21 protein-coding genes and 1 tRNA gene are annotated in these 24,804 nt (G+C 71.3%); 12 read left to right on the forward strand and 10 right to left on the reverse strand.

Annotated elements, in window-relative coordinates:
• From I6A60_RS35045 to I6A60_RS35075, 7 genes are all read right to left on the reverse strand, one after another.
• Window positions 1–607: Rho termination factor N-terminal domain-containing protein (locus I6A60_RS35045; RefSeq protein WP_238436894.1), on the reverse strand; the 607-nt coding region annotated here is incomplete at its 3' end.
• 937 nt (window positions 608–1,544) lie between these two features.
• Window positions 1,545–2,702 carry a homoserine kinase gene (locus I6A60_RS35050; RefSeq protein WP_238436895.1) on the reverse strand — a complete coding sequence of 386 codons (1,158 nt, stop codon included), beginning with the start codon at window positions 2,700–2,702 and terminating at the stop codon, window positions 1,545–1,547.
• A 127-nt stretch (window positions 2,703–2,829) separates the two neighbouring features.
• A complete protein-coding gene (gene thrC, locus I6A60_RS35055) occupies window positions 2,830–4,014 on the reverse strand; it encodes a threonine synthase (protein WP_203024499.1) in 1,185 nt (394 codons plus the stop codon).
• Entirely contained in the window at window positions 4,011–5,294 is a 1,284-nt protein-coding gene (locus tag I6A60_RS35060) for a homoserine dehydrogenase (RefSeq protein WP_203055801.1), read from the reverse strand. The genes thrC and I6A60_RS35060 overlap by 4 nt, the downstream gene beginning before the upstream one ends.
• The gene (lysA, locus tag I6A60_RS35065; RefSeq protein WP_203024501.1) at window positions 5,291–6,700 is read right to left on the reverse strand and encodes a diaminopimelate decarboxylase; all 1,410 of its coding nucleotides are present in this window, start codon (window positions 6,698–6,700) and stop codon (window positions 5,291–5,293) included. Before lysA ends, I6A60_RS35060 begins: the two co-directional genes overlap by 4 nt.
• 73 nt (window positions 6,701–6,773) lie before the next feature.
• Window positions 6,774–8,456, reverse strand: a complete 1,683-nt coding sequence (argS, locus tag I6A60_RS35070; RefSeq protein ID WP_203024502.1) for an arginine--tRNA ligase — start codon at window positions 8,454–8,456, stop codon at window positions 6,774–6,776.
• Between the two features lie 370 nt (window positions 8,457–8,826).
• On the reverse strand, window positions 8,827–9,213 hold the full coding sequence (locus tag I6A60_RS35075) for a response regulator (protein WP_203024503.1): 387 nt from the start codon (window positions 9,211–9,213) through the stop codon (window positions 8,827–8,829).
• A 117-nt stretch (window positions 9,214–9,330) separates the two neighbouring features.
• Here I6A60_RS35075 and I6A60_RS35080 point away from each other — a divergent pair.
• Window positions 9,331–9,402: transfer RNA gene (locus I6A60_RS35080), tRNA-Arg, on the forward strand.
• Window positions 9,403–10,106: 704 nt separating this feature from the next.
• On the opposite strand, the gene I6A60_RS35085 is transcribed toward I6A60_RS35080, so the two are convergent.
• Window positions 10,107–10,568 carry a hypothetical protein gene (locus tag I6A60_RS35085; protein WP_203024504.1) on the reverse strand — a complete coding sequence of 154 codons (462 nt, stop codon included), beginning with the start codon at window positions 10,566–10,568 and terminating at the stop codon, window positions 10,107–10,109.
• 363 nt (window positions 10,569–10,931) lie between these two features.
• On the opposite strand from I6A60_RS35085, the gene I6A60_RS35090 reads away from it, so the two are divergent.
• The 3 genes from I6A60_RS35090 to I6A60_RS35100 all read left to right on the forward strand — a co-directional run bounded on the left by I6A60_RS35090 (window position 10,932) and on the right by I6A60_RS35100 (window position 14,080).
• Window positions 10,932–11,681, forward strand: a complete 750-nt coding sequence (locus I6A60_RS35090) for a hypothetical protein (protein WP_203024505.1) — start codon at window positions 10,932–10,934, stop codon at window positions 11,679–11,681.
• Window positions 11,682–12,563: 882 nt separating this feature from the next.
• Window positions 12,564–13,262, forward strand: a complete 699-nt coding sequence (locus tag I6A60_RS35095; protein ID WP_203024506.1) for a hypothetical protein — start codon at window positions 12,564–12,566, stop codon at window positions 13,260–13,262.
• 386 nt (window positions 13,263–13,648) lie between these two features.
• Window positions 13,649–14,080, forward strand: coding sequence for a hypothetical protein (locus I6A60_RS35100; RefSeq protein WP_203055802.1), 432 nt, complete (start codon window positions 13,649–13,651; stop codon window positions 14,078–14,080).
• Window positions 14,081–14,362: 282 nt separating this feature from the next.
• Here the strand turns inward: I6A60_RS35100 and I6A60_RS35105 are convergent, their stop codons facing one another.
• Entirely contained in the window at window positions 14,363–14,722 is a 360-nt protein-coding gene (locus I6A60_RS35105) for a tyrosine-type recombinase/integrase (protein WP_203024508.1), read from the reverse strand.
• Between the two features lie 460 nt (window positions 14,723–15,182).
• On the opposite strand from I6A60_RS35105, the gene fdxA reads away from it, so the two are divergent.
• The 6 genes from fdxA to I6A60_RS35135 all read left to right on the forward strand — a co-directional run bounded on the left by fdxA (window position 15,183) and on the right by I6A60_RS35135 (window position 19,223).
• The gene (gene fdxA, locus I6A60_RS35110; RefSeq protein ID WP_203024509.1) at window positions 15,183–15,524 is read left to right on the forward strand and encodes a ferredoxin; all 342 of its coding nucleotides are present in this window, start codon (window positions 15,183–15,185) and stop codon (window positions 15,522–15,524) included.
• 119 nt (window positions 15,525–15,643) lie between these two features.
• Window positions 15,644–16,333, forward strand: a complete 690-nt coding sequence (locus I6A60_RS35115; protein ID WP_203024510.1) for a metalloregulator ArsR/SmtB family transcription factor — start codon at window positions 15,644–15,646, stop codon at window positions 16,331–16,333.
• Window positions 16,326–16,763: a hypothetical protein gene (locus tag I6A60_RS35120; protein WP_203024511.1), complete on the forward strand. Its 438-nt coding sequence runs from the start codon at window positions 16,326–16,328 to the stop codon at window positions 16,761–16,763. Before I6A60_RS35115 ends, I6A60_RS35120 begins: the two co-directional genes overlap by 8 nt.
• A complete protein-coding gene (locus I6A60_RS35125) occupies window positions 16,760–17,212 on the forward strand; it encodes a group III truncated hemoglobin (protein WP_203024512.1) in 453 nt (150 codons plus the stop codon). Before I6A60_RS35120 ends, I6A60_RS35125 begins: the two co-directional genes overlap by 4 nt.
• A 272-nt stretch (window positions 17,213–17,484) precedes the next feature.
• Window positions 17,485–18,072, forward strand: coding sequence for a hypothetical protein (locus tag I6A60_RS35130; protein WP_203024513.1), 588 nt, complete (start codon window positions 17,485–17,487; stop codon window positions 18,070–18,072).
• Window positions 18,073–18,185: 113 nt separating this feature from the next.
• A complete protein-coding gene (locus I6A60_RS35135; RefSeq protein WP_203024514.1) occupies window positions 18,186–19,223 on the forward strand; it encodes a polysaccharide deacetylase family protein in 1,038 nt (345 codons plus the stop codon).
• Window positions 19,224–19,397: 174 nt separating this feature from the next.
• Here I6A60_RS35135 and I6A60_RS35140 read toward each other — a convergent pair whose 3' ends face one another.
• Complete coding sequence (locus I6A60_RS35140; RefSeq protein WP_203024515.1) at window positions 19,398–21,179, reverse strand: amidohydrolase family protein; 1,782 nt, start codon at window positions 21,177–21,179, stop codon at window positions 19,398–19,400.
• Window positions 21,180–21,510: 331 nt separating this feature from the next.
• Here I6A60_RS35140 and I6A60_RS35145 point away from each other — a divergent pair, with 331 nt between their 5' ends.
• Both I6A60_RS35145 and I6A60_RS35150 read left to right on the forward strand, forming a co-directional pair.
• A complete protein-coding gene (locus tag I6A60_RS35145) occupies window positions 21,511–23,343 on the forward strand; it encodes an ATP-binding protein (RefSeq protein ID WP_203024516.1) in 1,833 nt (610 codons plus the stop codon).
• Window positions 23,344–23,428: 85 nt separating this feature from the next.
• A complete protein-coding gene (locus I6A60_RS35150; protein WP_203024517.1) occupies window positions 23,429–24,610 on the forward strand; it encodes an exonuclease SbcCD subunit D in 1,182 nt (393 codons plus the stop codon).
• Window positions 24,611–24,804 lie beyond the last annotated feature (194 nt).

Below are 24,804 nucleotides of genomic sequence, written 5' to 3' on the forward strand. Positions count from 1 at the left end.
CCCCGTCGAACAGGTCGTCGCCGGCCGGCGCGGCATTCGCGCGGTCCAGCACCCGGCGGCCGGGCACCGCGGTGCCCGGGGGCGGGGGGGGGGGGGGGGGGGGGGCCGCCGCGACCGGCTGGTCGGCGGCGGGCGGCTCGGTGGTCTCCCGGGCCGGCGCCTCGACAAGCTCGGCCTGCTCGGGGCTGACGATGCCGCGGGTGACGCGCCGGCTCCTCGCCCGAGGCGCGGCAGGCTCCGCGGCCTGCTCCTCGGGCTCGGCGCCGGCGCCGTTCGCCATGGGCGCCAAGCCGTTCTGCACGTTCTGGATGGCGGCGATCAGCTGCCCCTTCCGGAGCCGGCCGGTGCCCTGAATCCCCAACGAACTCGCCATGGACTGCAGCTCCGGCAGGAGCATGGCCTGAAGGCCGGTACCGCTACGGCGACGGCGCGGAGTGGCCGAGCCTGGAGTCGCGTCGTCCGCCGGCACCTGGCCGGCCCCGTCCTCTACCAGCACCGGAGCAGCCGGCGCCGTCGGCGCAAGCGCGGCCGGCTGGCTGACGGGGAGCGGTGCGGGCGCCGCTGACTCACGTGCGCTCTCAGGCAGCACGTCGGTGGTGTCGCTCAAGGTTTTCCTTCCCTGAAGGAACCGGCTCCTCTCGAGCCGGGTGATGCGTATGGACCCCCGTCACCTGGCTCCACCGCCTACATGGCTTACAGGTACGGGAGATATCGCCGCTGGCCGGGCCGAATGACGCGCCCATCGGCGACACAGAGGCCGACGGCCGCGAACGAACCCGGAATCCCCGCGGGATCCGGGGGTCGTCGCCCCCGGGAGACATCGCGGGCCAACCCGGAAAACTGACCGAAGGTCAGCGACCAGGCTCACCCGCCACATCGCCGGTGTCGAGCCGAGGCAACGGCGGCGAGGCGCGAGGCACCGGAATCCTGTACCAGGACGGACTAGAGAAAGCTCCAGCCAGACCGGCGGGGCGAGCACGCGCCGCGGCGCGGCGGGTGCAGCCATCAGACTATCCAGACGGAGACACCTCGGCAACAACCTGGGGTTGTCCTAACGCCGAGGTTGCGATTTCGGCCATCGGCGGGCCGATGGCCGTCCCCTCGCGCCTCGGGTCACACAGCTCGTCCCGAAACCGCGGTTCTCGCCTCTTCACCGTACCCGCCGCCGTCGACGTCGACGCGATCGACCTCGAAGGTCACCCAGGTCACGCCGCAAAACAGGCCGGTTCGCCTCAATGTCCCCGAACAGCTGCCCGTCGCCGAGATCGTCGCCAGCTGCCGGTCAACTTGCCGTGCCGAGTCGCCGAGCCGGCGCGTGGGCGGCCATCACCGGCACTGCCAGAGACCGTCGCCAAGACGACAGCGCCCGCCACGGGCCGGCTATTCCCTGCCACGCCCGGCAACGGCTCGGCGGCCGACCGGCGGCGCCCCGCGCGGCCGGTGCAATGGCCGGCCGCGACAGCGACACCGGCGGCGACATCGGCCGCCGGCCCGGCCCGGCGCTCGGGCGCTCCCACCACGCGGGGCCGCACGACCGCCAGGCGCTATCGGCTCCCGGCCGAGGTGACCCGGAGGCCGTCACGGTCGACGGCCAGTGGGAGGACTGCGAAACCGGGGGCGGGTACGCCAACCGCGGTCGCGGCCTGCGTGCCACCTACGGCGAGAGCGAGGACGGTCGGGCCGGAGCCGGACAGCACGCTCGCCACCCCGGCCGCCCGCAGCCGCTCCACCAGGGCGGCCGACTCGGGCACGGCGGGCAGCCGGTAGGGCTGGTGCAGCCGATCCTCGGTGGCCGCCATCAGCAGCCGAGCCCGCGCGGCGACGGCGGCCGTCGCGTCAACCGGGACACCGTGGCTGCCGAGGACACCGTGACTGCCCGGCACAGCGAGGCCGCCGGGGCCGGATCGGCCACCGGGGGCACTTTGGCCACCGGGCGCACTGACGGGCAGCGTGAGCGCGAGAGCGAGCAGGCCGGCGCGCCCAGCCGAGAACGCCGCGTCCCCATGGGCCAGCAGCTCGGGCAGCCGGCCACGCGAGGCCGAGGTCGACGTCCGCGCGGACGGTACGAACGCGACCGGGCGCAGCTCGGCGATCGGCTCCGCACGGTGGACCGCCACGCCGTCGGGACCGGTCCAGGCGGCGGTGAAGCCGCCGAACAGCGCGGCGGCGACGTTGTCGGGGTGGCCCTCGATCGCGGTCGCCACCCGCAGCGCCCCGGACCGGTCGAATGCGTCGGCCCCACTGGAGAGGCCGGCGGGGACGCCCGAGCCGGCGTCACCGGCCGCGGCGGTCAGATAGCCGTCCGGGTCGAGTGCCCAGGCGGCGGCCACGCCGGCCACGATCGCCGCGGCGGACGAGCCGAGGCCGCGGCCGTGCGGGATCCGGTTGACGCAGCGCACGTCCAGGCCCGGCTGCGGCCGGCCCAGCTCGTCGAAGGTGGCGCGGATCGCGCGCACGACCAGGTTGTCCTCGCCGTCGGAGACCTGTTCGGCTCCCGTGACGCTGACCGAGAGGCCACGGCGCCGCAGGGTCACCTCGACGTCGTCGTAGTAGCCGAGGGCCAGCCCGTAGGCGTCGAAACCCGGCCCGAGGTTCGCGCTCGTGGCCGGCACTCGGACCCGGACGCCGACCCGGGGCCCGCCCTCGTCCGGCTCGGAGCCCGCCTGGCCGGCGCCGGACACCGCGTGGCCCAGGTCGGTCAAGCCACCAGCCGGGCCCGCCGCGGAGCTGACCGACGAGCGGCCGAAGACCCCCGTCAAGGCTGGGCCCTGTCCGTCGCGCTGACCGACCGGGCTGGCGGCGGCGGGGCCGGCGCGCGACGGGCAGGGCTCACTGCCGCAGCCCGAGCGCCTCGGCCGCGCCGGCGACGGTCGGCCGGATCGTCTCCGGCTTGGCCGCGCCGCTGATCGCCCAGTCCGGGTCCTTCAGACCGTTGCCGGTGACCGTGCAGACGATCCGCTGGCCCGGGTCGATCTTGCCGGCCTCGTGCGCGGCGAGCAGCCCGGCGACGCTCGCGGCGCTGGACGGCTCGACGAACACACCCTCGGTGCGGGCGAGCAGCCGGTAGGCGGCCAGGATCTGCCGGTCGTTCACCGCGTCGATCAGCCCGCCGGACGAGTCACGCGCGTCGACGGCGAAGTCCCAGGAGGCCGGGTTGCCGATCCGGATCGCGGTCGCGATCGTCTGCGGCGAGGTGACGACGCTGCCGCGCACGATCGGGGCCGCGCCGGCCGCCTGGAAGCCGAACATCCGCGGCCGGCCGGTGCCGGCCTCCTTGTCCGCCTCCAGGTAGCCGCGCCAGTAGGCGGTGATGTTGCCCGCGTTCCCGACCGGCAGGCAGTGGATGTCGGGGGCCGCACCGAGCGCCTCGACGATCTCGAACGAGGCGGTCTTCTGGCCCTCCAGCCGCAGCGGGTTGACCGAGTTGACCAGCGTCACCGGGTAGGCGTCGGCCAGCTCCCTGGCCACCCGCAGGCAGTCGTCGAACGAGCCGTCGAGCTGCAGCAGCCGGGACCCGTGCACGAGCGCCTGGGCCATCTTGCCCAGCGCGATCTTCCCGCTGGGGACCAGGACCGCGCAGATCATCCCGGCCCGGGCCGCGTAGGCCGCGGCGGAGGCGCTGGTGTTGCCGGTGGAGGCGCAGATGACGGCCTTCGAGCCCTCGCCGGCGGCGGCACTGATCGCCATCGTCATGCCGCGGTCCTTGAACGAGCCGGTCGGGTTCGCGCCCTCGACCTTCAGGTGCACGTCGCAGCCGATGACCTCGGACAGGTGGCCGGCGGGGACGAGCGGGGTGCCGCCCTCCAGCAGGGTGATGACCGGGGCGTCCGCGGGCAGCGGCAGCCGGTCGCGGTACTCCTCGATGATCCCGCGCCAGGTCCTGGGCGCGGCCCGGCCCGGCCCGACGAACGGGTTCGACGCACCCGTGATGTCCACTCCTGCGCTCCCGTTCGTGTGCCCGTCCACCGGCCGCGCCGATGACGTGGTCGTGGCTGACGTGGTCGTGGTGGTCATGGCTCACCTCCCTCGACCCGCAGCACCCCGGCCACCGCGCGCACGATGTCCAGACCCCGCAGGTCCTCAACTGTCGCCGCCAGCGCGGCATCCGCGGCGGCGTGGGTCACCAGCACAAGGCTCGCATCGTCACCCCGGCCGTCCTGGCGCACGCTGCGGATGGACACGCCGTGGTTGGCGAACGCGCCGGCCACGGTGGCCAGGACACCGGTCTTGTCCGTGACGTCGAGATTGACGTGGTAGCTGGTGATGGTCTCACCCATCGGCAGGACAGGCAGGTCGGCGTAGGCCGACTCCCCCGGGCCACGCCGGCCGGCGACCCGGTTGCGGGCGACCGCGACGAGGTCGCCGAGCACCGCCGACGCCGTCGGCGAGCCGCCGGCGCCCCGGCCGTAGAACATCAGCTGCCCCGCGGCCTCCGCCTCGACGAACACCGCGTTGAACGCCTCGCGCACGCTGGCCAGTGGGTGCGAGCGGGGCACCATCGCCGGGTGCACCCGGACGCTCACCCCGGGCCGCTCGGACGAGCGCTCGGCGATGGCCAGTGCCTTCACGGTGCAGCCCATCGCCTTGGCGCTGGCGATGTCGGCGGCGGTGACGGCGGCGATGCCCTCACGGTGCACGTCTGCGAGCGTGACCCGGGTGTGGAACGCGAGCTGGGCGAGGATCGCCGCCTTGGCCGCCGCGTCGTAGCCGTCGATGTCGGCCGTCGGGTCGGCCTCGGCGTAGCCGAGGGCGGTCGCCTCCTCCAGCGCGTCGGTGAACGACGCCCCGGTCTCGTCCATCCGGGTCAGGATGAAGTTCGTGGTGCCGTTGACGATGCCGAGCACCCGGCGGACCCTGTCCCCGGCGAGGCTCTCGCGCAGCGGCCGCAGCAGCGGGATCGCCCCGGCGACCGCGGCCTCGTAGTACAGGTCGACGTCGGCGGCCGTGGCCGCGTCATGCAGGGTCGAGCCGTCCGAGGCCAGCAGCGCCTTGTTGGCGCTGACGACCGACTTCCCCCCGCCGAGGGCCGCGAGCAGCCAGGAGCGGACCGGCTCGATGCCCCCGACGACCTCGACGACGATGTCCACGTCGTCACGGGAGACCAGCCCGGCGGCGTCGGTGGTGAACAGCTCCGGGCCGACCGGCACGTCCCGCTGGCGGTCGAGCCGCCGCACGGCGATGCCGGCGAGCTCCAGCGGCTCGCCGACCCGCGCGGTGAGGTCGGCGGCCTGCTCGACCAGCAGCCGCGCCACCTCGGAGCCGACGACGCCACAACCCAGCAGCGCGATCTTCATCGGCTGGCCTCCCCCGGTTTCGGCCCGGCGGCGTCCGCGCCGGCCGGATCGTCGACGTCAAGGCGCAGCAGGTCGTCCTCCGTCTCACGCCGGACGACGACCCGCGCGGCGCCGGCGCGGACGGCGACGACCGGCGGGCGGGCGACGTGGTTGTAGTTGCTGGCCATCGAGCGGTGGTAGGCGCCGGTGGCGGGGACGGCGACCAGGTCGCCGGGCGCGACATCCGCGGGCAGGGAGACGTCGTGCGCGACCACGTCGCCGGACTCGCAGTGCTTCCCGACGAGGGTGACGACGCGGTGCTCGGCCGCGCCAGGCCGGGAGACCAGCCGAGCGGTGTAGCGGGCGTCGTAGAGGGCGGTGCGGATGTTGTCGCTCATGCCGCCGTCCACGCTGACGTAGGTGCGCAGACCGGGCAGCTCCTTGACGGTGCCGACCCGGTAGAGGGTGATCGTGGTCGGGCCGACCATCGCCCGGCCGGGCTCGACCGCCAGCCGCGGCACCGCGAGCCCGGCGCTCGCGCACTCCTTGCCGACGATCGTGTGCAGCCGGTCGGCGACGTCCGCGACCGGCAGCGGCGCGTCCTCGCCGGTGTAGGCGATGCCCAGGCCGCCGCCGAGGTCGAGCTCGGGCAGTTCGACGCCGTGGGTGTCGCGGACGGTGGCGAGCAGGCCGACCATCCGGTGGGCGGCCAGGCCGAAACCGGCCGTGTCGAAGATCTGCGAGCCGATGTGGGCGTGCAGGCCGACGAGCTCCAGCGCGTCCGCGGCGGCCAGCACCCGGCCGATGGCGTCAAGCGCGGCGCCGCTGGCCAGCGAGAAGCCGAACTTCTGGTCCTCCTGGCCGGTGGCGATGTACTCGTGAGTGTGCGCCTCGACGCCCGGGGTGACGCGGATCAGCACCCGCTGGCGGACACCCGCGGCGCGGGCGACCGTGGCGAGCCGCTCGATCTCCGCGAAGGAGTCGACCACGACCCGGCCCACGCCGTGGGCGACCGCCCGGCGCAGCTCCTCGACGGACTTGTTGTTGCCGTGGAACAGCAGCCGGGCCGGCGGGAAGTCCACCGACGCGGCGACGGCGAGCTCGCCGCCGGTGCAGACGTCCAGGCTGAGCCCCTCGTCGGCGACCCAGCGGGCCACCGCCCGGCACAGGAAGGCCTTGCCGGCGTAGTACACGTCCCCGTCCGGGAAGCCGGCCCGCCACGCCTGGGCGCGGGCCCGGAAGTCGTCCTCGTCGAGGAAGAAGGCCGGCGTGCCGAACTCGTCGGCCAGCTCGTCGACCCGCAGGCCACCGATCCGCAGCACCCCGTCGGAGTCGAGCGCGGCCGTCGCCGGCCACACCTGTTCCTCCAGCGGCGCCACGGGTACCGCCACCGGCGTCGTCGCCGAGGCGCCCGAGGCTTGCGACATCACATTCACATCCATTCGGGCCCAGAAGTCACAGTTGGGCCTAGCTGTCACATTCGGGTCTAGCGCTTCGGGGTCACATGCGTTCCGGGGCCGAGACACCCAGCAGCCGCAGCCCGTTCGCGAGGACCACCTTGGTGGCCTCGACCAGCAGCAGCCGGGCACCGGTCAGCGGAGTCGGCTCCTCGTCCCCGCGCGGCAGGACCCGGCAGGCGGCGGTGTCGTTGAACCGGTGGTAGGTCCCGGCCAGCTCTTCCAGGTACCGGGCTACCCGGTGCGGCGCCCGCAACGACGCGGCCGACGCGACCACGGTCGGCAGCTCGCCGAGCGCCCGCAGCAGGTCACCCTCCCGGGGATGCGCCAGCAGCGACACGTCGATCCCGTCGAGGACCGCACCAGGTCCGTTCGCCGGGGTGATCCCGAGCGCGGCGGCGTTGCGCAGCAGCGACGCGATCCTGGCGTGCGCGTACTGCACGTAGATCACCGGGTTGTCGTTCGTCTGCCTCGCGATCAGGTCGAGGTCCAGGTCGAGCGACGAGTCGATCGACGAGCGGACCAGCGAGTACCGCGCCGCGTCCACGCCGACGACGTCGACCAGATCGGCCAGCGTGAGGAAGTTGCCGGCCCGCTTGGACATCTTCACCGGCTCGCCGCCGCGTGACAGCGTCACCAGCTGGCCGATGATCACGTCGAGGGACTCGTCCGGGTTGTCGCCGTAACAGGCCGCGAGGGCCTTGAGCCGGCCGACGTAACCGTGGTGGTCGGCGCCGAGCAGCATGACGATCTTCTCGAAGCCCCGGCGCCGCTTGTCCCGGTAGTACGCCGCGTCGGCCGTGAAATACGTGGGCTGACCGTCCGACTTGATCAGCGCCCGATCCTTGTCGTCGCCGAAGTCGGTGGTGCGCAGGAACACCGCGCCGTCCGCCTCGTAGACGTGGCCCTGGGCCCTCAGGTCGACGACCGCCGCCTCGAGCTCGCCGGCGTCGTGCATCGAGCGCTCGGACTTCCACACGTCGAAGTGGACGCCGAAGCCTTCGAGCGTGGCGGTGATCTCGGCCAGCATCAGGGCAAGCCCGTCACGGGTCGTGACGGCTAGCGCGGCCGCGTCGTCCCCGGCCAGGAGGTCGGGGTGCTCAGCCAGAACGCTCGCGGCGATCTCCGCGATGTACGCGCCGTGGTAGCCGTCCTCGGGCGTCGGCTCGCCCTTCGCGGCGGCCAGCACCGACGCGCCGAACCGGGCGATCTGCACGCCCGCGTCGTTTACGTAGTACTCGGCCGCCGTGTCGTAGCCAGCCGCGTCGAAGATGCGCACCAGCGCGTCGCCCACCGTGGCCCACCGGGTGGAGGCGAGGGTGACCGGGCCGGTCGGGTTCGCCGAGACGAACTCGACGTTCACCCGGGTGCCCCTGCGCTCGGGCGCCCGGCCGTAGGCCTCGCCGGCCCGCACGATGACGCGGGCCACCTCGCCGAGCGCGTCCGAGGCGAGCTTGATGTTCAGGAAGCCGGGGCCGGCCACGTCGACGGTCGCGATTCCCGGGTCCTTGCGCAGCCGGTCGGCGAGCAGTTCGGCGACCTCGCGCGGCGCGCGGCGGGCCGCCTTCGCGAGCTGGAGCGCCGCCGGGGAGGCGTAGTCGCCGTGCTCCGGGTTCTTCGGGCGCTCCACCGGAACCGTCGCGGGGACGGCGACGTCGATCGCACCGTCCATCACCGCGGCGCGGACGGCCGACACGATCACGTCGGCAAGGTCGGCGGGAGTCATGCCGCGATGCTATCGGCGCGGTCGGACAGTAGTCGCCGGCATAAATCCGCCTGGATCTCGAGTCTGCCCCGCCACCGACCCGCGACCGGGAGCCAGGAGCCGCACCGGGACCGCTTTCTGGATCTCCGTTGCGGCGCGTGGGCGCCCATGCTGCCCATCCATGATCGCTAGTTCGGCCCTGTGGTGGTCATGACTGAGCTCTGTTTACGACCACCCCAGGGCCCAAACGCCGATCAAGAGCGGGCGCTGTCGATGAACGACGGGCCAAGATCTACGAGAAGCGCGGGGCCTGCGGTTCGTCCCGCTGCCGGCTCAGCCCCGCGGGCCCGAGACCAGTGGGCTCAGACCCGCTGGCCCGAGACCAGTGGGCTCAGACCCGCTGGCCCGAGACCAGGCGCTGCACCACGCCGATCAGGTCGTCCGGGTCGAAGGGCTTGGTCAGGTAGTAGTCGACGCCGACCCGGGCGCCCCGGCGCATGTCCGCCTCGCGCGTGGCGGCGGTCAGCACGATGAGCTTGATGTCCGCGGTCGCGGGGTCCCCCCGTAGCCGGCTCGCGACCTCCCAGCCGTCGACCCGGGGCATCATGATGTCCAACGTCACCACGGCAGGAGCGATCTCGTGGATCCGCTCCAGACAGTCCTGACCGTCCACCGCCTCATGGACCTCGAAACCCTCCAGCTCCAGGTTCACGACCACGAGCTGGCGCAGAGTCGGGTCGTCGTCGACGACCAGGACACGCGGGGGTTCAAGGTGCACGGCGGAAGCTTACGGCGAGCCCGCTCCCCGGTCCGGCGATCGCACCTGGTACGGTATGCCTCGTTGCCAAGGCGATACGGCGGCGAGACGCATGTCCAAGCAGTCTCGGGCCAGTACGCCCCCGTAGCTCAGGGGATAGAGCACTGCCCTCCGGAGGCAGGTGCGCAGGTTCGAATCCTGCCGGGGGCACACGATCGGCATCCCCTGTTCGCAAACCCTTTGGGTTTGCTCCCGGGCTCCCGCGCCATGTTGCTCCGGGGCCGAGCCCCGGACCCCATGTCACAGCCAGGTGGATGCCGCATACGGCTCCCGGGGGCACCCGCGAAAGCAGGTCGCAAGGGCGGTGCTAGCGGCAGCTCCGCCAGCGTTCTAGATCTCGACCACCGCTTACCCACACTTGTGGTCAGCCTTGCGGGTCCGGGCAGCACGGTCGCCAACAGCCTGCGGAACACCGCCCAACCGGCGCCAGCGGACAGGGTGTATCCCGTGGATCTTCGACAGGTGCGGTGAAGGTCCGTCAGGTGCTGGCCTCGTCCTGAGTTGATCTCGTCGGAGATCGTCGCCGTGCGCGGCCTCGGCTGCCGGCGGTTGATCGCCGTTTTGGCCCTGGCATGGTCGTGACCTGGGCGTTTCCACGACCACTACAGGGCCGAAACGGCGATCACAGGCACCAACGTGTCGGCGAACGACCGACGCGGCCAAGATCGGCAGACATCCGGCCCAGGTGCCTCGGCTGGATGCGGCGCCGGACCTGAAGATCGACGAGGAACGGCCTAGCCCAGGCCTCATAGCGCACCCACGGCTCATGATCGCCGGGAAATGTAACTCGAAATGTAACCGTCGCAGTTACATTTGGCGTCTCGGCGCCGCTGGTCCTGCCGGGCGCGTAGCTATCACGCCGCAGCCTGCGTCGCTTCCGAGCGGGCAGTCCCCACCGCCGGCTGAACCGCTGCCGGAACGGCCAGCTCCCACACGATCAGCTCGTAGGTCAGGTCGTTCACGTCAGCCGTGACCTTGTCCTGAACGGCCGGTCGAGTTCGCCTCATGGGTGGGCGGACCCGGCAGGTGACCAGCGGTGGACCTCCCACCGGGCGACGCGCACCAAGAGCACGACCGACCGCGAACGCCGCTGCCGAAAGTTCGGGCGCGACGCCGAGCGGCCAGATCACGATCGTCTCGACCTGCGGGCACTCAGTCGCGAAGTGGAGCGCGAAGCGGATCAGGTACGACCGGTGCAGCCAGAGCAAGGCGATCGGCTTGGGTCCGCCCTCGTCCCGATCCTTCGTCCATGGGGACCTCGCCAGGACGACCCCGTCTCCTTCGAGGCGCGGCAATACCGGCACGTCGACCGTCACCGGCCGGAAGTCGCCTTGATCGCCCAAGGTGATCGTTATCGCTGTTGTCTTCGCCGTACGACCTCCACCGCCACGCTCGGGGAGCCCGGGCGGACGACTTACCGAGAGCGCACGCCCGGGATCCAGCGCGGATGGTAGGCGGGGCAGAACGCAGCGAGATGACGCACGAAGCGCACATGTCCGACGTGACTTCCCTGAGCACAGACGTGTGGATGACGATGGTCACTGCATGGCGATGGTCACCAGGACGGCTTGCGAGCATATGAGCGGTGCGCATATCGGCGCGAGGATCGCTGCCGAACGCAAGCTCCGAGGGCTGAACCAGCGCCACTCTCCGACCGGGCGCACGTGTCCCACAGCCTGTTGACGAAGGTCGAGCAGGGCAAGCGGCCCGCGTCCCCTGCGCTGATCAGCGCCGTCTCGCTTGACCTCGACCGTGGGCAGCTCACCGGCCAGCTGTTCCGGTCCAACGGACGTGGCGATCACGCCATCCATGATCTGGTCCCGCCACTTCGCAGAGAGATCCTCTCGGCGTTCCTAGCGCCGGAGACCGACCGGGCCGCGCTGAGCGTTGCCGAACTCCGGGCCGCCGTTGCCGAACTGTCCGGCCAAGCCGAGGCAGGCGACCTCGCCGCTGTCGGAGTCCAGTTGCCGGAAGTTCTGGCCGATCTCCGTCTGGCGTCCCATGTGTACACCGGGGCCCAACGCGAGCGGGTCATGCGCCTGTGGGCAGAGGCCATCGGCGCCGGCCGCGGCTTCACGCGGGGACTCGGCTACTTCGACCTCGCCCTGGTCCTGGCCGACCAGTACGACGTGATCGCACCTCAGTCTGCCGACCCCCTGCGCATGACCCTCGGAGTCACCAAGCGCGCCCAGGACTTCGTGGCCGTCGGAGATCTCGACACAGGCCTGGCCATGCTCCAACGCGCCCGCGATGACCTCGAATCCCTCGTTGCCGAAAACCAGCCCGAGGCCGTCTCGGTTTACGGCTACCTGCACCTCCGGTCCGCGGGGGCCACGGCACGGGCCGCAGACGCCGACCGCACCAATGAGCACTGGCCCTTGCCGAAAAGCGCTCGACCGAGACCCTGCGCGCCCTGGCCACCTGGATAGGCCTGGACCGGTAAGCCGCGAGAGCTACGTCGGCCGCTGGTTGCCGAATGGTTCTCTTTAGAGATCAAGAACCGCGCCGCGCGACGGCTGCGCGTGGCGCTGGCGCGCCATGCTCGCCGGCGAGTCACCGGTCTGGCGACCAGTCCTGGTCTGATCGTCGGCGTTCCCAGAGAACGGCAGGAATCGGCCGCGGTGTGTCCGACAAGCCTGGGCGCCTCTAGTCCCGGGCCCTGACCGGCAGAAGCCCCGCACGGCCTCCGGCGCCGACCTGCACGAACACGACAGCAGGATGGCCGGCCAGGGGCATGACGAGTGGTCAGGCGGGGTCGCCGAGGGGCACAGGAGGCGATCAGACGGCAGGTGCCTCCGGGTGGGAATCTGGCTAGTTCGGATCTTCGGTAAGCTTTCCGTCACATACTGCGGGCGGGGGCAATCATGTACGGTCACAACGGACCGGATGGGCGTGGGCCCGACGGCCCGGATTCGACGCGGTCCTGGGAACGATGGCTCGGGCCGGTAACCGGCATCTTGGCGATCGTCTCACTCTTCCTCCGAGGTCCTGTCGCCCACTTCTGACCGCTTCATTGTGGCCAGCACTCCGAAAGGTGCCGTGGCTTTCTCGCACGGGTCTGTAGCCGGCGACAACACGATGACTGCTACGGTCGTAGGCTGGGACCTGCCGTCCTGAGCGCTACACACCGAAAAGCTGGACAGGGAAGGCTGCGACCAAACGACGCCCACGCCACGCAGCTCGAACCCCGGTTGGAAGGTTCGCCGGTCGCTGGTCAAGGAGAATGCTGCCGCGCCGCTTCCGTTCTCGGCGCTGGCGCGCCTGCGGTACGGGTCGGCTTGCCAACGAAGATCTCGGAGAATCGAGAGTGAATGTCGTCAGCCCCGGATCCCAACAGACGGCTGGAAGATCTAGTTCGGGAGGCGCTCTCGGATCCGGATCTTCCAGAAGCTGCAGAGAAACTTCATGAACGTTTCATTGAGATAATCCGAGACAGTCAAACGATTCAAGGCCGCTCAATTCTTGCCCTCCTGTTAGCGACGGGATTCATGGAGCTGATGAATAGAGCAGCGGTCTCTGGAGTGCAGCTGGCCGGATTCACGGTGACAGATCTCTCTTCGATCCGCAAGGTTCTTCCGGCGATCGCGGCATATCTAATCTACGAAACCATAACGTGCGCAGTTCGGATAAAATATGCCAAACGGCTTGCCGTTGGCCTTGATCGCGCGTACCGTCCGTCATTCCATGCGAGCCGTCTCGGCAGATTCGTTACGCCTCGCGGTTCGGCTATATTCGGCCCGCTCTCATGGCACCAGTCTGATACTTGGTCTTATGGAATGATCAAATTCCTGGTCGCCACACTGCGCGCACTCTCGGCGATAATCCCGTTCGCACTTCTAGTGTATTGGTATATCGTTCTCGTTCGCGCATTCGGATTCATCGACCCAGTGCTGTGGATTAGTGCCGTCGTCGCCGGAGGATTCACAGCACTCGCGCTACTCCTAGTCATTGAAGGCTCTCGTAGTGACTTGGCAGTCGGCCTACTGTTCTGGCGAACCAACTACGAGTAGCCGTGACGGTGGAGAATACTGCGGTGAGATGCGCCGGGCGCCGGAGGAAGCTTGCGACTGGGCGACGACAGATTGCAGTCGAGCCAGATGGCGAACGGCGCAAAGAGATCAAGAGCCGGCAGCCAGGTTGGCAGCCAAGCCGGCGGACGACGATGGACGAGCGTGGACGTCGGTGGAGTCCAGACCGGCCGTGACCTGCACCAGCGGACATCAGCGGACGACTACAGACAAGCATCCGAAGATCTCATAATCCCTGGGTAGCCGGCGGCACGCGACGGGACGGGCTCGCCGCCTGGCCAGTGCGACGGCCGTCGACGCGGCGACCGAGCTGGCCTCGGCTCCGTTGACAGCGACGCTCTCGGGCCGGGATCTGGAACGATGGTTGGGTGCGCCGCCGTCCTGCTTGGCAGTTGTCCTCGTACAGCTACGTTGCCCGGGACTGGCACGAGATCCACAGCTTCTACCGAGAGCTTGCCGCCGCTTCTCCGGGCTTTCAGGGTCTGGCCGACATCGTCACGACTGTCATGGAGGGCGACCGTGCCGGCGCTCTGTCGGCCACGACCTCGATGCACGACCTGATCGTCGTTGAGACGCCGGTGCCGGAGCCGCCGTTCGGCGTCATCGCCGTCCGCGCTCCGGGATCTCTCCGGCCGCCACTGGACGGACACGTACTGATCGAGCATCTATCGGTCACGGGCTACGCCGAGGCCGTCGAACGTCCTCTGTCCGGTGCGGTGCCACTGTTCTGGCGATTCGTGATCGAGAAATTCGGAGTACAGCCGCCTGATCGCAAGATCGCAATCAGTCAAGCCAAGTAGGCCAGGATCGGCAGGGCGGAATCGTCCAGCTAAGACACAACGCGGACGGCCGCGGGGAGCCACGGCGGAGGTTACAGCCCTGTACCGGCTTAATCCGCCAATCGCGGAGTGGCCGTTCCCCGGCGGGGCGCCGGGGAACTGACGGGACACCGGCCGCGTCAAGGGCGCCCTTCGGGCGGTCCTTCGCACTGGCTGCGCCACCCTTGGCCCGACCGGCGACCCGCACAGGCATTGACGCCGAGCCGGAGAACGGAAGAAAAACGGGAGGCCCTGAGGCCCGCGTTAGACCGCCTTCCGCCCTTCCCGCAGGTACCGCTCCATCACTACCCGACCCTCGTCGTGTCGCTCCCGCATCAGGTGCGTGTAGACCTCGGCCGTCAGGTTCGGGGAGTGATGGCCGAGCCGCTGGGCGACCTCGAAGATGCTCAGGCCCGCGTCGAACATCAGCGACGCCGCCGTGTGCGGCAGGGACACCCAGGTGATTCGGCGGTGACCGAGCCCGGCCCGCGCGAGCGCCAGCTTCAGGACGTCTCCGGAGAAGTCGCCGCGCAGCGGGTGGGTGCCCTTGTGGGTGACGAACAGGAAGTCCTCGCGACCATTGCCCGGCCGGAGGACCTCGATGTGCGCCTGGAACGCATCCATCACCAACTGGACACCGGGACGGTCGGGCGTCCTCCGTCTTGGACAGCCTCTCGGTGGAGGTCCGGCTGCCGTTCTGGGTTACGACGACCCTGCCGAAAACCATCTCCCCGCGCAGCGGGTTCAGGTCGCAGACGCGGACGCCCAGGGCCTCGTTGAACCGAGGCCCGAGCCAGCAGCCCGTGAGGATCGTCGCCTGGTAGCGCCGGGTGATCCGAAGTGAGGCGTAGACGTGTCCAGGTCCGGCACGGCCGCGACCAGGCGCTCGACGCTGTGCCGGCGCGCGCCGATGCACCCGCATCCGGCATGTCCGTCCCCTTCCGCCGAGTCCGTCACCCTTCCAGACGCGACAGCCGGGGCCGCGGTGGACATCCGGTCTCCACGGCAGCCCGGGTGGCCTCAATAAAAACGATGCTTGCTGTGTAAACTCGGTCGGGGATGGCCGCCGATCGAGGAGTACGCCGTGACATATGTGATCGCTGAGCCGTGCATCGACGTCCTGGATCGGGCGTGTGTCGACGAGTGCCCGGTCGACTGCATCTACGAGGGTGGCCGCGCGCTCTACATCCAGCCCGACGAGTGCGTCGACTGCGGGGCGTGTGAGCCGGTCTGCCCGGTCGAGGCGATCGCCTACGAGGACGATGTCCCCGAGGCACGGCGGCCGTCCATCGCCGACAACGCCCGGTTCTTCGCCGAGCCGTTGCCCGGCCGGGACACCGCGCTGGGCTCGCCTGGTGGAGCGGGCAAGGTCGGCGTGGTCGGCGCCGACACCCCCCTGGTCGCCGACCACCCCGCGCGGGCATGACCAGCGGCCCCGGGCCGGCAGCCCCCGACGGGCGCCCTGCGCCGAACGGGGGCGGCCCGCGCGTCGCCTCGGAAGGCGATCCAGCGGCCGACCGCAGCCGCCGCCACGGTGCGCTGGCCGTGGCCAGCCGCCTGGACCTGCTTCGCCTCCTGCGCGCGGCCCCTGAGCCGCTCGACGCCCACCAGCTCGCCCAGGAAAGCGGCCTGGCTGTGTCGACGGTCCGCTTCCACCTGGACCGGCTGGCCGCCGCCGGCCTCGTCGTCTCCGAGCCACGGCCGCGTTCGACGCCCGGTCGCCCACGGGTCACCTACACATCCACCAGCCCAGGCGACGACCGAGGCGCCTACGAGCAGCTCGCCGGCGCGCTCGCGGCCAACCTGGCCGACAGCGCCGCTGACAAGGCCGCGCGGGCGGAGCGAGCCGGCCGAGCCTGGGCCGACGAGCGCTTCTCGGCGCGGTCACGCGACGTCGCCACGGCCGTCGCCAGGCCGCCGGGCCGCGAGCTTCGAGCGCTCGGCGACGTCATGCGGGAGGTCATGGCGTTGTTCACCGAGGTGGGCTTCGACCCCGAACTCGCCGGTGAACCCGGTGGCCAGCGCCTCCTGCTGCACGCCTGCCCGTTTCTTGGCGTCGCCAAGGCTCATCCCGACGTGGTCTGCACCCTGCACCTCGGACTCCTGCGCGGAGCGCTGGAACACCTCGGGGCGCCGCCTCTCGACACCCGGCTCGTGCCCTTCGCCGAGCCCGGCCTGTGCGTGGCACACCTGACGGCCCCGTCCGGACCGGCCCGCGGGAGATCCCGTGCGTGACACCGCGGCGGTCCTTCAGGTCGCCATCCCGTTCGTCTGGTTCGGGCTCGTGGCCGGGATCTCGTTTCTCGAGGCGCCGCTGAAGTTCCGCGCGCCCGGCATCACGATCCCGTTAGGCCTGGGCATCGGCCGGTTGGTGTTCCGCGCGGTCAACCGGCTGGAGGTCGGCCTGGCGGCAGTCCTTCTGGTCGCCCTGGCCCTGCACGCACCGGCTGCCCCGGCGTGGGGGGTGACCGCCGCGGTTTTCGGCGTTCTCGCCATCCAGCTGGCGGCCCTGCGCCCCGCGCTCGACCGGCGGGCCGAGCAGGTGATCGCGGGAAACCCGCCGCCGCCTTCCCACCGGCACGTCGCCTACATCGTCCTGGAGGCCCTCAAAGTGATCCTGTTGCCGACTCTCGGGGTCCTGCTCGCCCAGGCCCTCCTCCGGTGACCGCCGGCACGGAACACGCGCCGGTCCGGGACATCGCGGGCCGCGACGACATCGCCGCGCTCATCACCGCGTTCTACGGCAGGGCGTTCACCGACCCACTGCTCGGCCCGATCTTCGTCGACGTCGCGCGTCTCGACCTGGCCGCCCACCTGCCGATCATGTGCGATTTCTGGGAAACCGTGCTCTTTCAGGCCGGCGCCTACCATCGCAACGCGCTGCACGTCCACGCCGCGCTGCACGCAAAGGCCCCGCTGGGCCCGCAACATTTCGCCCGCTGGATCGAGCTGTGGACCGGCACGATCGACGATCTGTTCCAGGGCGAGCGCGCCGAACGGGCCAAGCTACAGGCCACCCGTATCGCGGGCTCGCTGCGCCGACGCCTCGCCGGCGAGCCGGCCAGCGAGCTCGTCACCATCGCGCGCCATCCCCACCAGACTGAGCACTCGTGACGGGCACCGCTCGGGTGGAATCAATGACGATTCCCCGCGCGCGTCAGGACCCAGCTCGGATCACTGGCGAACAACGAGGCCCGTCGACGCGGGCCGATCGGTCCCATGGTCCGCGGGCCGAACGCACCAGCGCGAGAGGCCGGGTGTTACCGGCCTGGGTAGGCCGACGGCTACGTCAGATCAGGGCCGGTCGCTCCTGATCGGGAGGCCCGCCGTGCTGAGAATCTTTCTCAGTAACGGCCGGTGCCACCGGCGGACCCAGAAGGCAGGGCATGATGCGTCGCAGAACATTCGATTTTCTGCTGTCGACGGGCGGGCTCGTCGTCGCGGTGGTGCTGTTCATCGCGGGTGGACTTCTGCTTTGGGGTCACAGTTTCGCGAACGACAACGTGCGCAACCAGCTGGCCGCCGAGCAGATCTATTTCCCAGCCAAGGGCAGTAAAGCACTGGCCGACCCTCGCATCGGGCCGTACCTGAACAAATACGCCGGCCAGCAGTTGGTCACCGGGCCGCAGGCCGAAGCCTATGCGGACCACTTCATCAAGGTTCACCTGAGCGAGGCCGCCGACGGTCAGACCTATGCGCAGGTCAGCCAGAAGGCCCAGGCCGACCCGAACAACGCCAAGCTCACCGGTCAGGTGGAGACGCTGTTCCGGGGCGAGACGCTGCGAGGCCTGTTGCTGGAGGCCTACGGGTTCTGGAAGCTCGGCCAGATCGCGCTCATCGCGGCGATCGCCAGCTTCGTGCTCGGTGGCGTGATGCTGCTGCTGACCGGCCTCGGTCTGCTGCACCTGCGACGCACCGGCCCGGCCGAGGAGCTCGCCTTCAGCCACAAGGCCGCTCCAGCGGCCGCTTCCTAGCGCCGCCTTCGACAGGGTTCGGCTGCTGGCGAGCAGCGGGCGGGCTCGACACGCGGAAGGCGACGCGCCGGAGGCGGGGCAACCCGGTCCTTGGGGGCGACGTCACATCCACCGTGAGACGCAGACGTCGCGCCGCCACCCTCGGCGCGCTCGTGGGCCTGGCGCTGGTCACCGTCGCCGCCTGCGAAAACGGGTCCGGCCGGCCGTGCGCCGCCGGAACCTCCCCCACCCGGTCCACCGGCCGGGTGCTCTCCCCCGGCCCGGTCGTCGCCGAGGCCTCGCCTGTCGCCCCGACACAGAGCGCCCCGACATCGAGCGCCCCGACATCGGGCGCCCCGGCGACCGAACCGCCGTCCCAGGTCGCGACCCCGACCGCCACTGCCCTGCCCGCGGCGATCGCGGCCAGGCCGTCGGTTTCCCTGCCAACGGTTTCCCTGCCGCCGGTTCCGCTGCCGCTACCGCGGGTCTCGCTGCCGCCGATCGGCCCGCCGCCGACGCCCGGCGCCGGCGTGCCGGGACGGCTGTTCGGGCGGGACTGGGACCGGATTCCCACGGACCGCAAGGTCGTCGCGCTCACCTTCGACGCCGGGGCGAACGCCGACGGCGTCGGGCTGATCCTCGCGACGTTGACGCGTGAACACGTGCCGGCGACGTTCTTTCTCACCGGGGACTTCGCCGACGACTATCCGGCGCAGGCGCGGAACATAGCGGTCGGCGGATTCCGGCTGGGCAACTACTCGGCCACCCACCCGTCCTTCACCACGCTGACCGACTCCGCGATCCGCGACCAGATCCTCGGCGCCGAACACGACATCCGGGTGGCGACCGGGGGTGACCCACGGCCGCTTTTCCGGTTCCCGTTCGGTGAACGCGACCAGCGGACCATCGCCGCCGTGAACACGCTCGGCTACGTCACGGTCCGCTGGACCGTCGACACCCTCGGGTGGCAGGGCACCTCGGGCGGGCGCAGCGCGGAGTCGGTCACCAGCCGGGTGGTGGCCGCGCTGACACCGGGCGAGATCGTCCTGCTGCACCTGGGCTCACACCCGCAGGACCACTCGACGCTCGACGCGGACGCGCTTCCGGAGATCATCGCGGCTCTACGCGACCGCGGCTACGGCTTCGTCACCCTCGCCAGCCTGCTGGCGTAGCGCCGTGACCGTCGACGTCTGCCCGCTGCCTTGATCGCTGTTTTCGCCCTCGGGTGGCTACGAAACGGCGCCAGATACGACCACCGGAGGGTCGAAACAGCGATCATGGGGAGGCCGAACCGGGCGAGCCTTGGGGGAGGTGGCTAGGTCGGCCTGCCTGCCGGGGACGCGCGGTCAGCGGGCGCCGCGCAGGAGGCGGCCGGGGCGGGCGCCGGTGTCCTTGCCGCCTCGGCGGGTGACGGTTCCGGCGACCATGGTGAGGTCGTAGCCCGAGGCGTCCTGGATGAGGCGGCGGCCGCCGGCGGGCAGGTCGTACGCCATTCGGGGGGTGTGCAGGGTCAGGCGGTCGAGGTCGACGACGTTCAGGTCGGCGCGCTTGCCGACCTCGACGACGCCACGGTCGCCGAGGCCGAACAGGGCGGCCGTGTCGGCGCTCTGCTTCTTGACCAGGAGCTCGAGCGGGAGACGCTCACCCCGGGTACGGTCGCGGGCCCAGTGGGTGAGCAGGAACGTCGGGTAGGAGGCGTCGCAGATCGTGCCGCAGTGGGCGCCGCCGTCCGAGAGGCCCGAGACGCCCGCCGGGTGGCTGAGCATCTCGCGGATGGCGTCGTGGTTGGCGTCCGAGTAGTTGAAGAACGGGATCATCAGCATGGACGTGGCCGGGTGATCGGTTCCGGCCGCGGATTCCAGCATCAGGTCGTAGAGGGCTTCCAGGCCCGTCACTCCGCGCTGCTCGGCGATGGCCGCGACTGTGCGCTCGCGGGTCGGCTCGTAGTCGGGCGGGTCACCGATCGCGTAGAGCCGGTCGAGGGCAACCGCGATCAGGTCCTTGATGCCGTCGAACTGCAGCGACCGGTCGACGGGCAGGTCCTGCTCGGCGAGGATCGCCGCCCGGACCGCGGGCCTGGCCAGCTCGAAGCCGCGCTCTCGTGGGGAGAGGTGGCTCAGCGACCGGAACGTCGGCCGATGGGAGAAGGCGTGCAGGCCGGCGAAACCGATCAGCAGGCCGAAGGGGCGCGCGGCCACCTGCGGGTAGAGCGGTGCCCCGGCCTCGAACGCGGCGGCGGATGTCTCCATGAGCTCACGCCACAGGTTGGGCGCGGCGTCCACCTGCAACAGGGCATACGAGACCGGCCGGTCGATCTCCTGGGCAAGCCGGCGCATCCAGTCCAGCTCCCGGGCCGGGGCGAGGATGTCCTCCCCCGCGGCGCCCGTCGGGGCGAGCTCGAACACCGCTCGGCCACCTCGGGCCATCGCCCGGCCGAGGCCGAAGAGCTCGTCCTCGGCGGCGAAGGTGCCCGGGACGGGCTCGCCACCGATGGCGCGGTGGGCGAGCGTCCGCGAGGTGGAGAAGCCGAGCGCCCCGGCCTCGACGGCCTCCTGGACGAGGCGCGCCATCGCCTCGATGTCGTCGGGCGTGGCCGGCTCGTTGCGGGCACCCCGGTCGCCCATGACGTAGGCCCGCAGCGGGCCGTGCCCGATCTGCACGCCGAAGTCGACGGCCAGCCCCCGGTCGGCGAGCCGGTCCAGGTAGCCGGGGAAGGACTCCCAGCCCCAGGTCATCCCCTCGGTGAGCGCCGTGCCGGGGATGTCCTCGACGCCCTCCATCAGCTTGATCAGCCATTCCTCGCGGCCGGGCGTCACCGGGGCGAAGCCGACGCCGCAGTTGCCGGAGACCACCGTCGTCACGCCATGGCCGCTGGACGGCTCAAGCAGGGTGTCCCAGGTGACCTGGCCGTCGTAGTGGGTGTGGATGTCGACGAAGCCCGGCAGGACGTGCTTCCCGGTCGCATCGATCGTCTCGACGGCTTCGGTCTCGATGCCGCCCGCGCCGGGTAACTCCCCGGCCCTGCGGACGTCGACGATCAGCCCGTCCTTGATGCCGACGTCGGCCCGGAACGGCGCGGCCCCGGTGCCATCCACGACCAGGCCGCCGACGATCTTCGAATCCAGCATCCGACATCCCTCATTCGGCCCGGTCGGCGACGCAGCGGCGTCACGGCGCGGATTTATACATTATCCACAGTATGACCCGCGTCGCAGGGTGAAGGGAAGTCATTCCGCGGCCGCGGCCCGACCTGTCGCGCCGGACAGCGGGGTGCGAACGCGACATAGGGTGTGCCGGCCCGCGGCGGGGAGCCCGAGACACGCCGAAGCGAGGCAGATCGGGCGTGCCTTCCAGCGAGCCGGATAATTCGGCCGGTGTGACCCGAGCAGGGTGTCACCAACGAGCACGGTGTCGCCAACGAGCAGGGTTTCCAGCTAGCAGGGTGGGGGTGCGGTCCCGGTGACGGTGACAGAGACCGGCGGTCGGGGCGGCGCCACGCCGAACGGGACCTCGCCCGGCGCCGCCGCGCCGGCCGGTCCCGACACGCTGACAAGCCCGCCGGTCGGGCGGGTGATGGGCACCGAGGAGGCCACCCCGCTGCTGTTCCACGTCGCGCTCGACGAGGACAGCTACCTGCAGCTCGACGACGTGGTCGTCACGGTCCGCCAGGTTCCCGGCATCGGGCCGGTGATGACGGCCGGCGTCGTGACCCAGGTGGAGGCCCGACACGAGGGGGCGACCTTCGACTCGGACGTCTTCCTGATCGCGGAGGGCGTGCTGCCCGCGCAGGTGCAGGAGATCGCCGAGGTGACGACGACCCGGGTCGAGCCGGAGATCTACGTCCCGCCGCGGCCGGGTGCCCTGGTGCGCCGCGCGACCGGTGACGAACGGGCCACCGCGCTGTACTTCGACCAGATGGACCGGCGCGTCCCCGTCGGCCTCGGCCGGGACGGCACGCCCATCTACGTCAACCTGGAGTTCCTCGACGGCACCCGCGGCGCGCACGTCTCGATCAGCGGGATCTCCGGCGTCGCGACGAAGACCAGCTTCGCGCTGTTCCTGCTCTACTCGATCTTCCGGTGCGGGGTGCTCGGCCGGGCAGCGGTGAACGCGAAGGCGCTGGTCTTCTCGGTCAAGGGCGAGGATCTGCTGTTCCTCGACCACGCCAACAACCGGCTGACCGACGAGATCCGCAATGTCTACGACCGGCTCGGGCTGCCGGCCGAGCCGTTCGCGTCCGCCGGCTTCTTCGCCCCGCCGCTGCCCGGGGACACGACCGGCCGGCCCAACGTCGCGAGCCGTACCTCGGGGGTGAGCGCCTTCTGGTGGACCCTGCTGGAGTTCTGCCAGGGCGAGCTGCTCCCCTACGTCTTCGCCGACGCGGAGGACGACCGCCAGCAGTACACGATGGTCGTCCACCAGGTGACGAACCGGCTGCGGCAGGACGTCGTCCCGTACGGCGTCGACGGCGCGGTCAAGCTGGAGGGCGAGGTCCTCAAGACGTACGAGAACCTCGTCGACTTCATCATCGAGCGTGTCAACGACGAGGACGCCCGGTCCCGTTGGGCCGGGCCGGCGACCGGCGCCGGAACGGTGAACGCGTTCGTGCGCCGCCTGCGCTCGTCGCTGCGGGCGCTGCGGCCGCTGATCCGGGCCGACATCCCGGACGCGCCGGGCCGGCGGGTGAGCACGGTCGACCACCAGGTGACGGTCGTCGACCTGCACAACCTGCCCGAACGGGCCCAGCGGTTCGTCGTCGGCGTCGTGCTGGCGGCGGAGACCCGGCGCAAGGAGGAGGCCGGGTCAGGCGGCCTGCTGTTCACGATGCTGGACGAGCTGAACAAGTACGCGCCACGCGACGGGACGAGCCCCATCAAGGAGGTGCTGCTCGACATCGCGGAACGCGGCCGGTCGCTCGGCATCATCCTGGTCGGCGCGCAGCAGACGGCGAGCGAGGTGGAGCGCCGGATCATCGCCAACAGCGCGATCCGGGTGGTCGGCCGGCTGGACCCGGCGGAGGCGTCCCGGCCGGAGTACGGGTTCCTGCCGCCCGGGCAGCGGGCCAGGGCGACACTGGCGAAACCTGGGACGATGTTCGTCACCCAGCCGGAGATCCCGGTGCCGCTGGCCGTGACCTTCCCCTTCCCCGCGTGGGCGACCCGGCCCTCGGAGAGCGCGGACGGTGGCGCCGCTGGCTCCCCTACGGCTGGCCCCGCGGCCGTCGCGGCCCCGGCCCGGCCTGACCCGTTCACGCTGCTGCCCGACCCCGACGACGACCCGCCGCCGTTCTGACCAGCACCGTTCTGACCAGCACCGTTCTGACCAGCACCGATCTGGCCAGCACCGTTCTGACCCGCGCCATGAAGGACCGGTCGCCATGAAGTTCCTGCACACCTCCGACTGGCATATCGGGAAGTCGCTCAAGGGCCGCAGCCGGCTCGACGACCAGGAGGCGGTGCTGCGCGAGGTCGTCGGCATCGCGAGGGACAACGAGGTCGACGCGGTCCTGGTCGCGGGCGACGTGTACGACTCGGCCGCGCCGTCGGCCGAGGCCCAGCGGCTCGCTGTCCAGACGCTGCTCGGTTTCCAGCGCACCGGCGCCGAGGTCATCGTGATCGCCGGGAACCACGACCATCCACGCTCGTTCGAGGCCTACCGACCGCTGATGGGGGCGGCCGGGATCACGATGGTCGGCACGCCCCGGCGGGCGGACAGGGGCGGCGTGATCGCGTTCAACGCCCGGGGCACCGGCGAACCTGTCCGGGTGGCGGTGCTGCCGTTCCTCTCGCAGCGCTTCGCGATCCGGGCCGCCGAACTGGTCACCCAGACGCCGGCCCAGAACGCGGCCCGCTACGACCAGGTGGTCCGCGACCTGCTCACCGCGCTGCGGTCCGGGTTCTCGGACGACGCCGTCAACCTGGTCCTCGCCCATCTGACCGTCACCGGCGGGCAGCTAGGCGGCGGCGAACGGCTGGCGCAGTCGATCTTCGACTACTACGTGCCGGCGACCGCGTTCCCCGCCGACGCGCACTACGTCGCGCTCGGCCACCTGCACCGCCGCCAGACGCTGCCGGCGCCCTGCCCGGTCGTGTACTGCGGCTCACCGCTCGCGGTCGACTTCGGCGAGCAGGACAACACCCCCGTCGTCCGCGTCGTCACCGCCTCGCCGGGCACGCCGGCGAGCGGCGTCGACATTCCGGTGACGACGGGCCGGCGGCTGCGGACCGTGCGCGGGACGGTGGCCGAGCTGGCCGACCGGGCCGCCGAGTACGGCGACGCCTACCTGCGGGTCTGGGTGCGTGAGCCGGCTCGGGCCGGGCTGCGCGAGCAGGTCCAGGAGGTACTTCCGAACGCACTCGAGGTCCGGATCGACCCCGAGTTCGCCGCCGCGGCGGCTGCCGCGGCCGGCGACCGGCCGAGCCGCCCGTCCACCGGCCAGCGCGGCCCGGGCGAGCTGCTCCACGAGTACCTGGGCAGCCAGAACGTGGCCGACGACCGGGTCGAGCGGCTGTTCGCGCGGCTGCACGACGAAATTGTCGGAGCCGAGCGGCAGTGTTGACTGTGTTGACTGGTTCGCGGCGTCCGGGCGCGGGCCTACGGCCCCCGGGGGGGGGGGGGGCCGCGCCCGCCCCCCCGCCCCCCGCCCCCCGGGGGGGGGGGGCCGCCCGCCCCCCCCCCCGCGACCGTCGGCAGGTAGCGCCGCTCGACCACGAGCGCCACCAGGTCGGCGTTGTCGGCCAGGTAACGCAGCTC

This window comes from Frankia sp. AgB1.9 (genome assembly GCF_016786355.1).
Classification (GTDB): domain Bacteria; phylum Actinomycetota; class Actinomycetes; order Frankiales; family Frankiaceae; genus Pseudofrankia.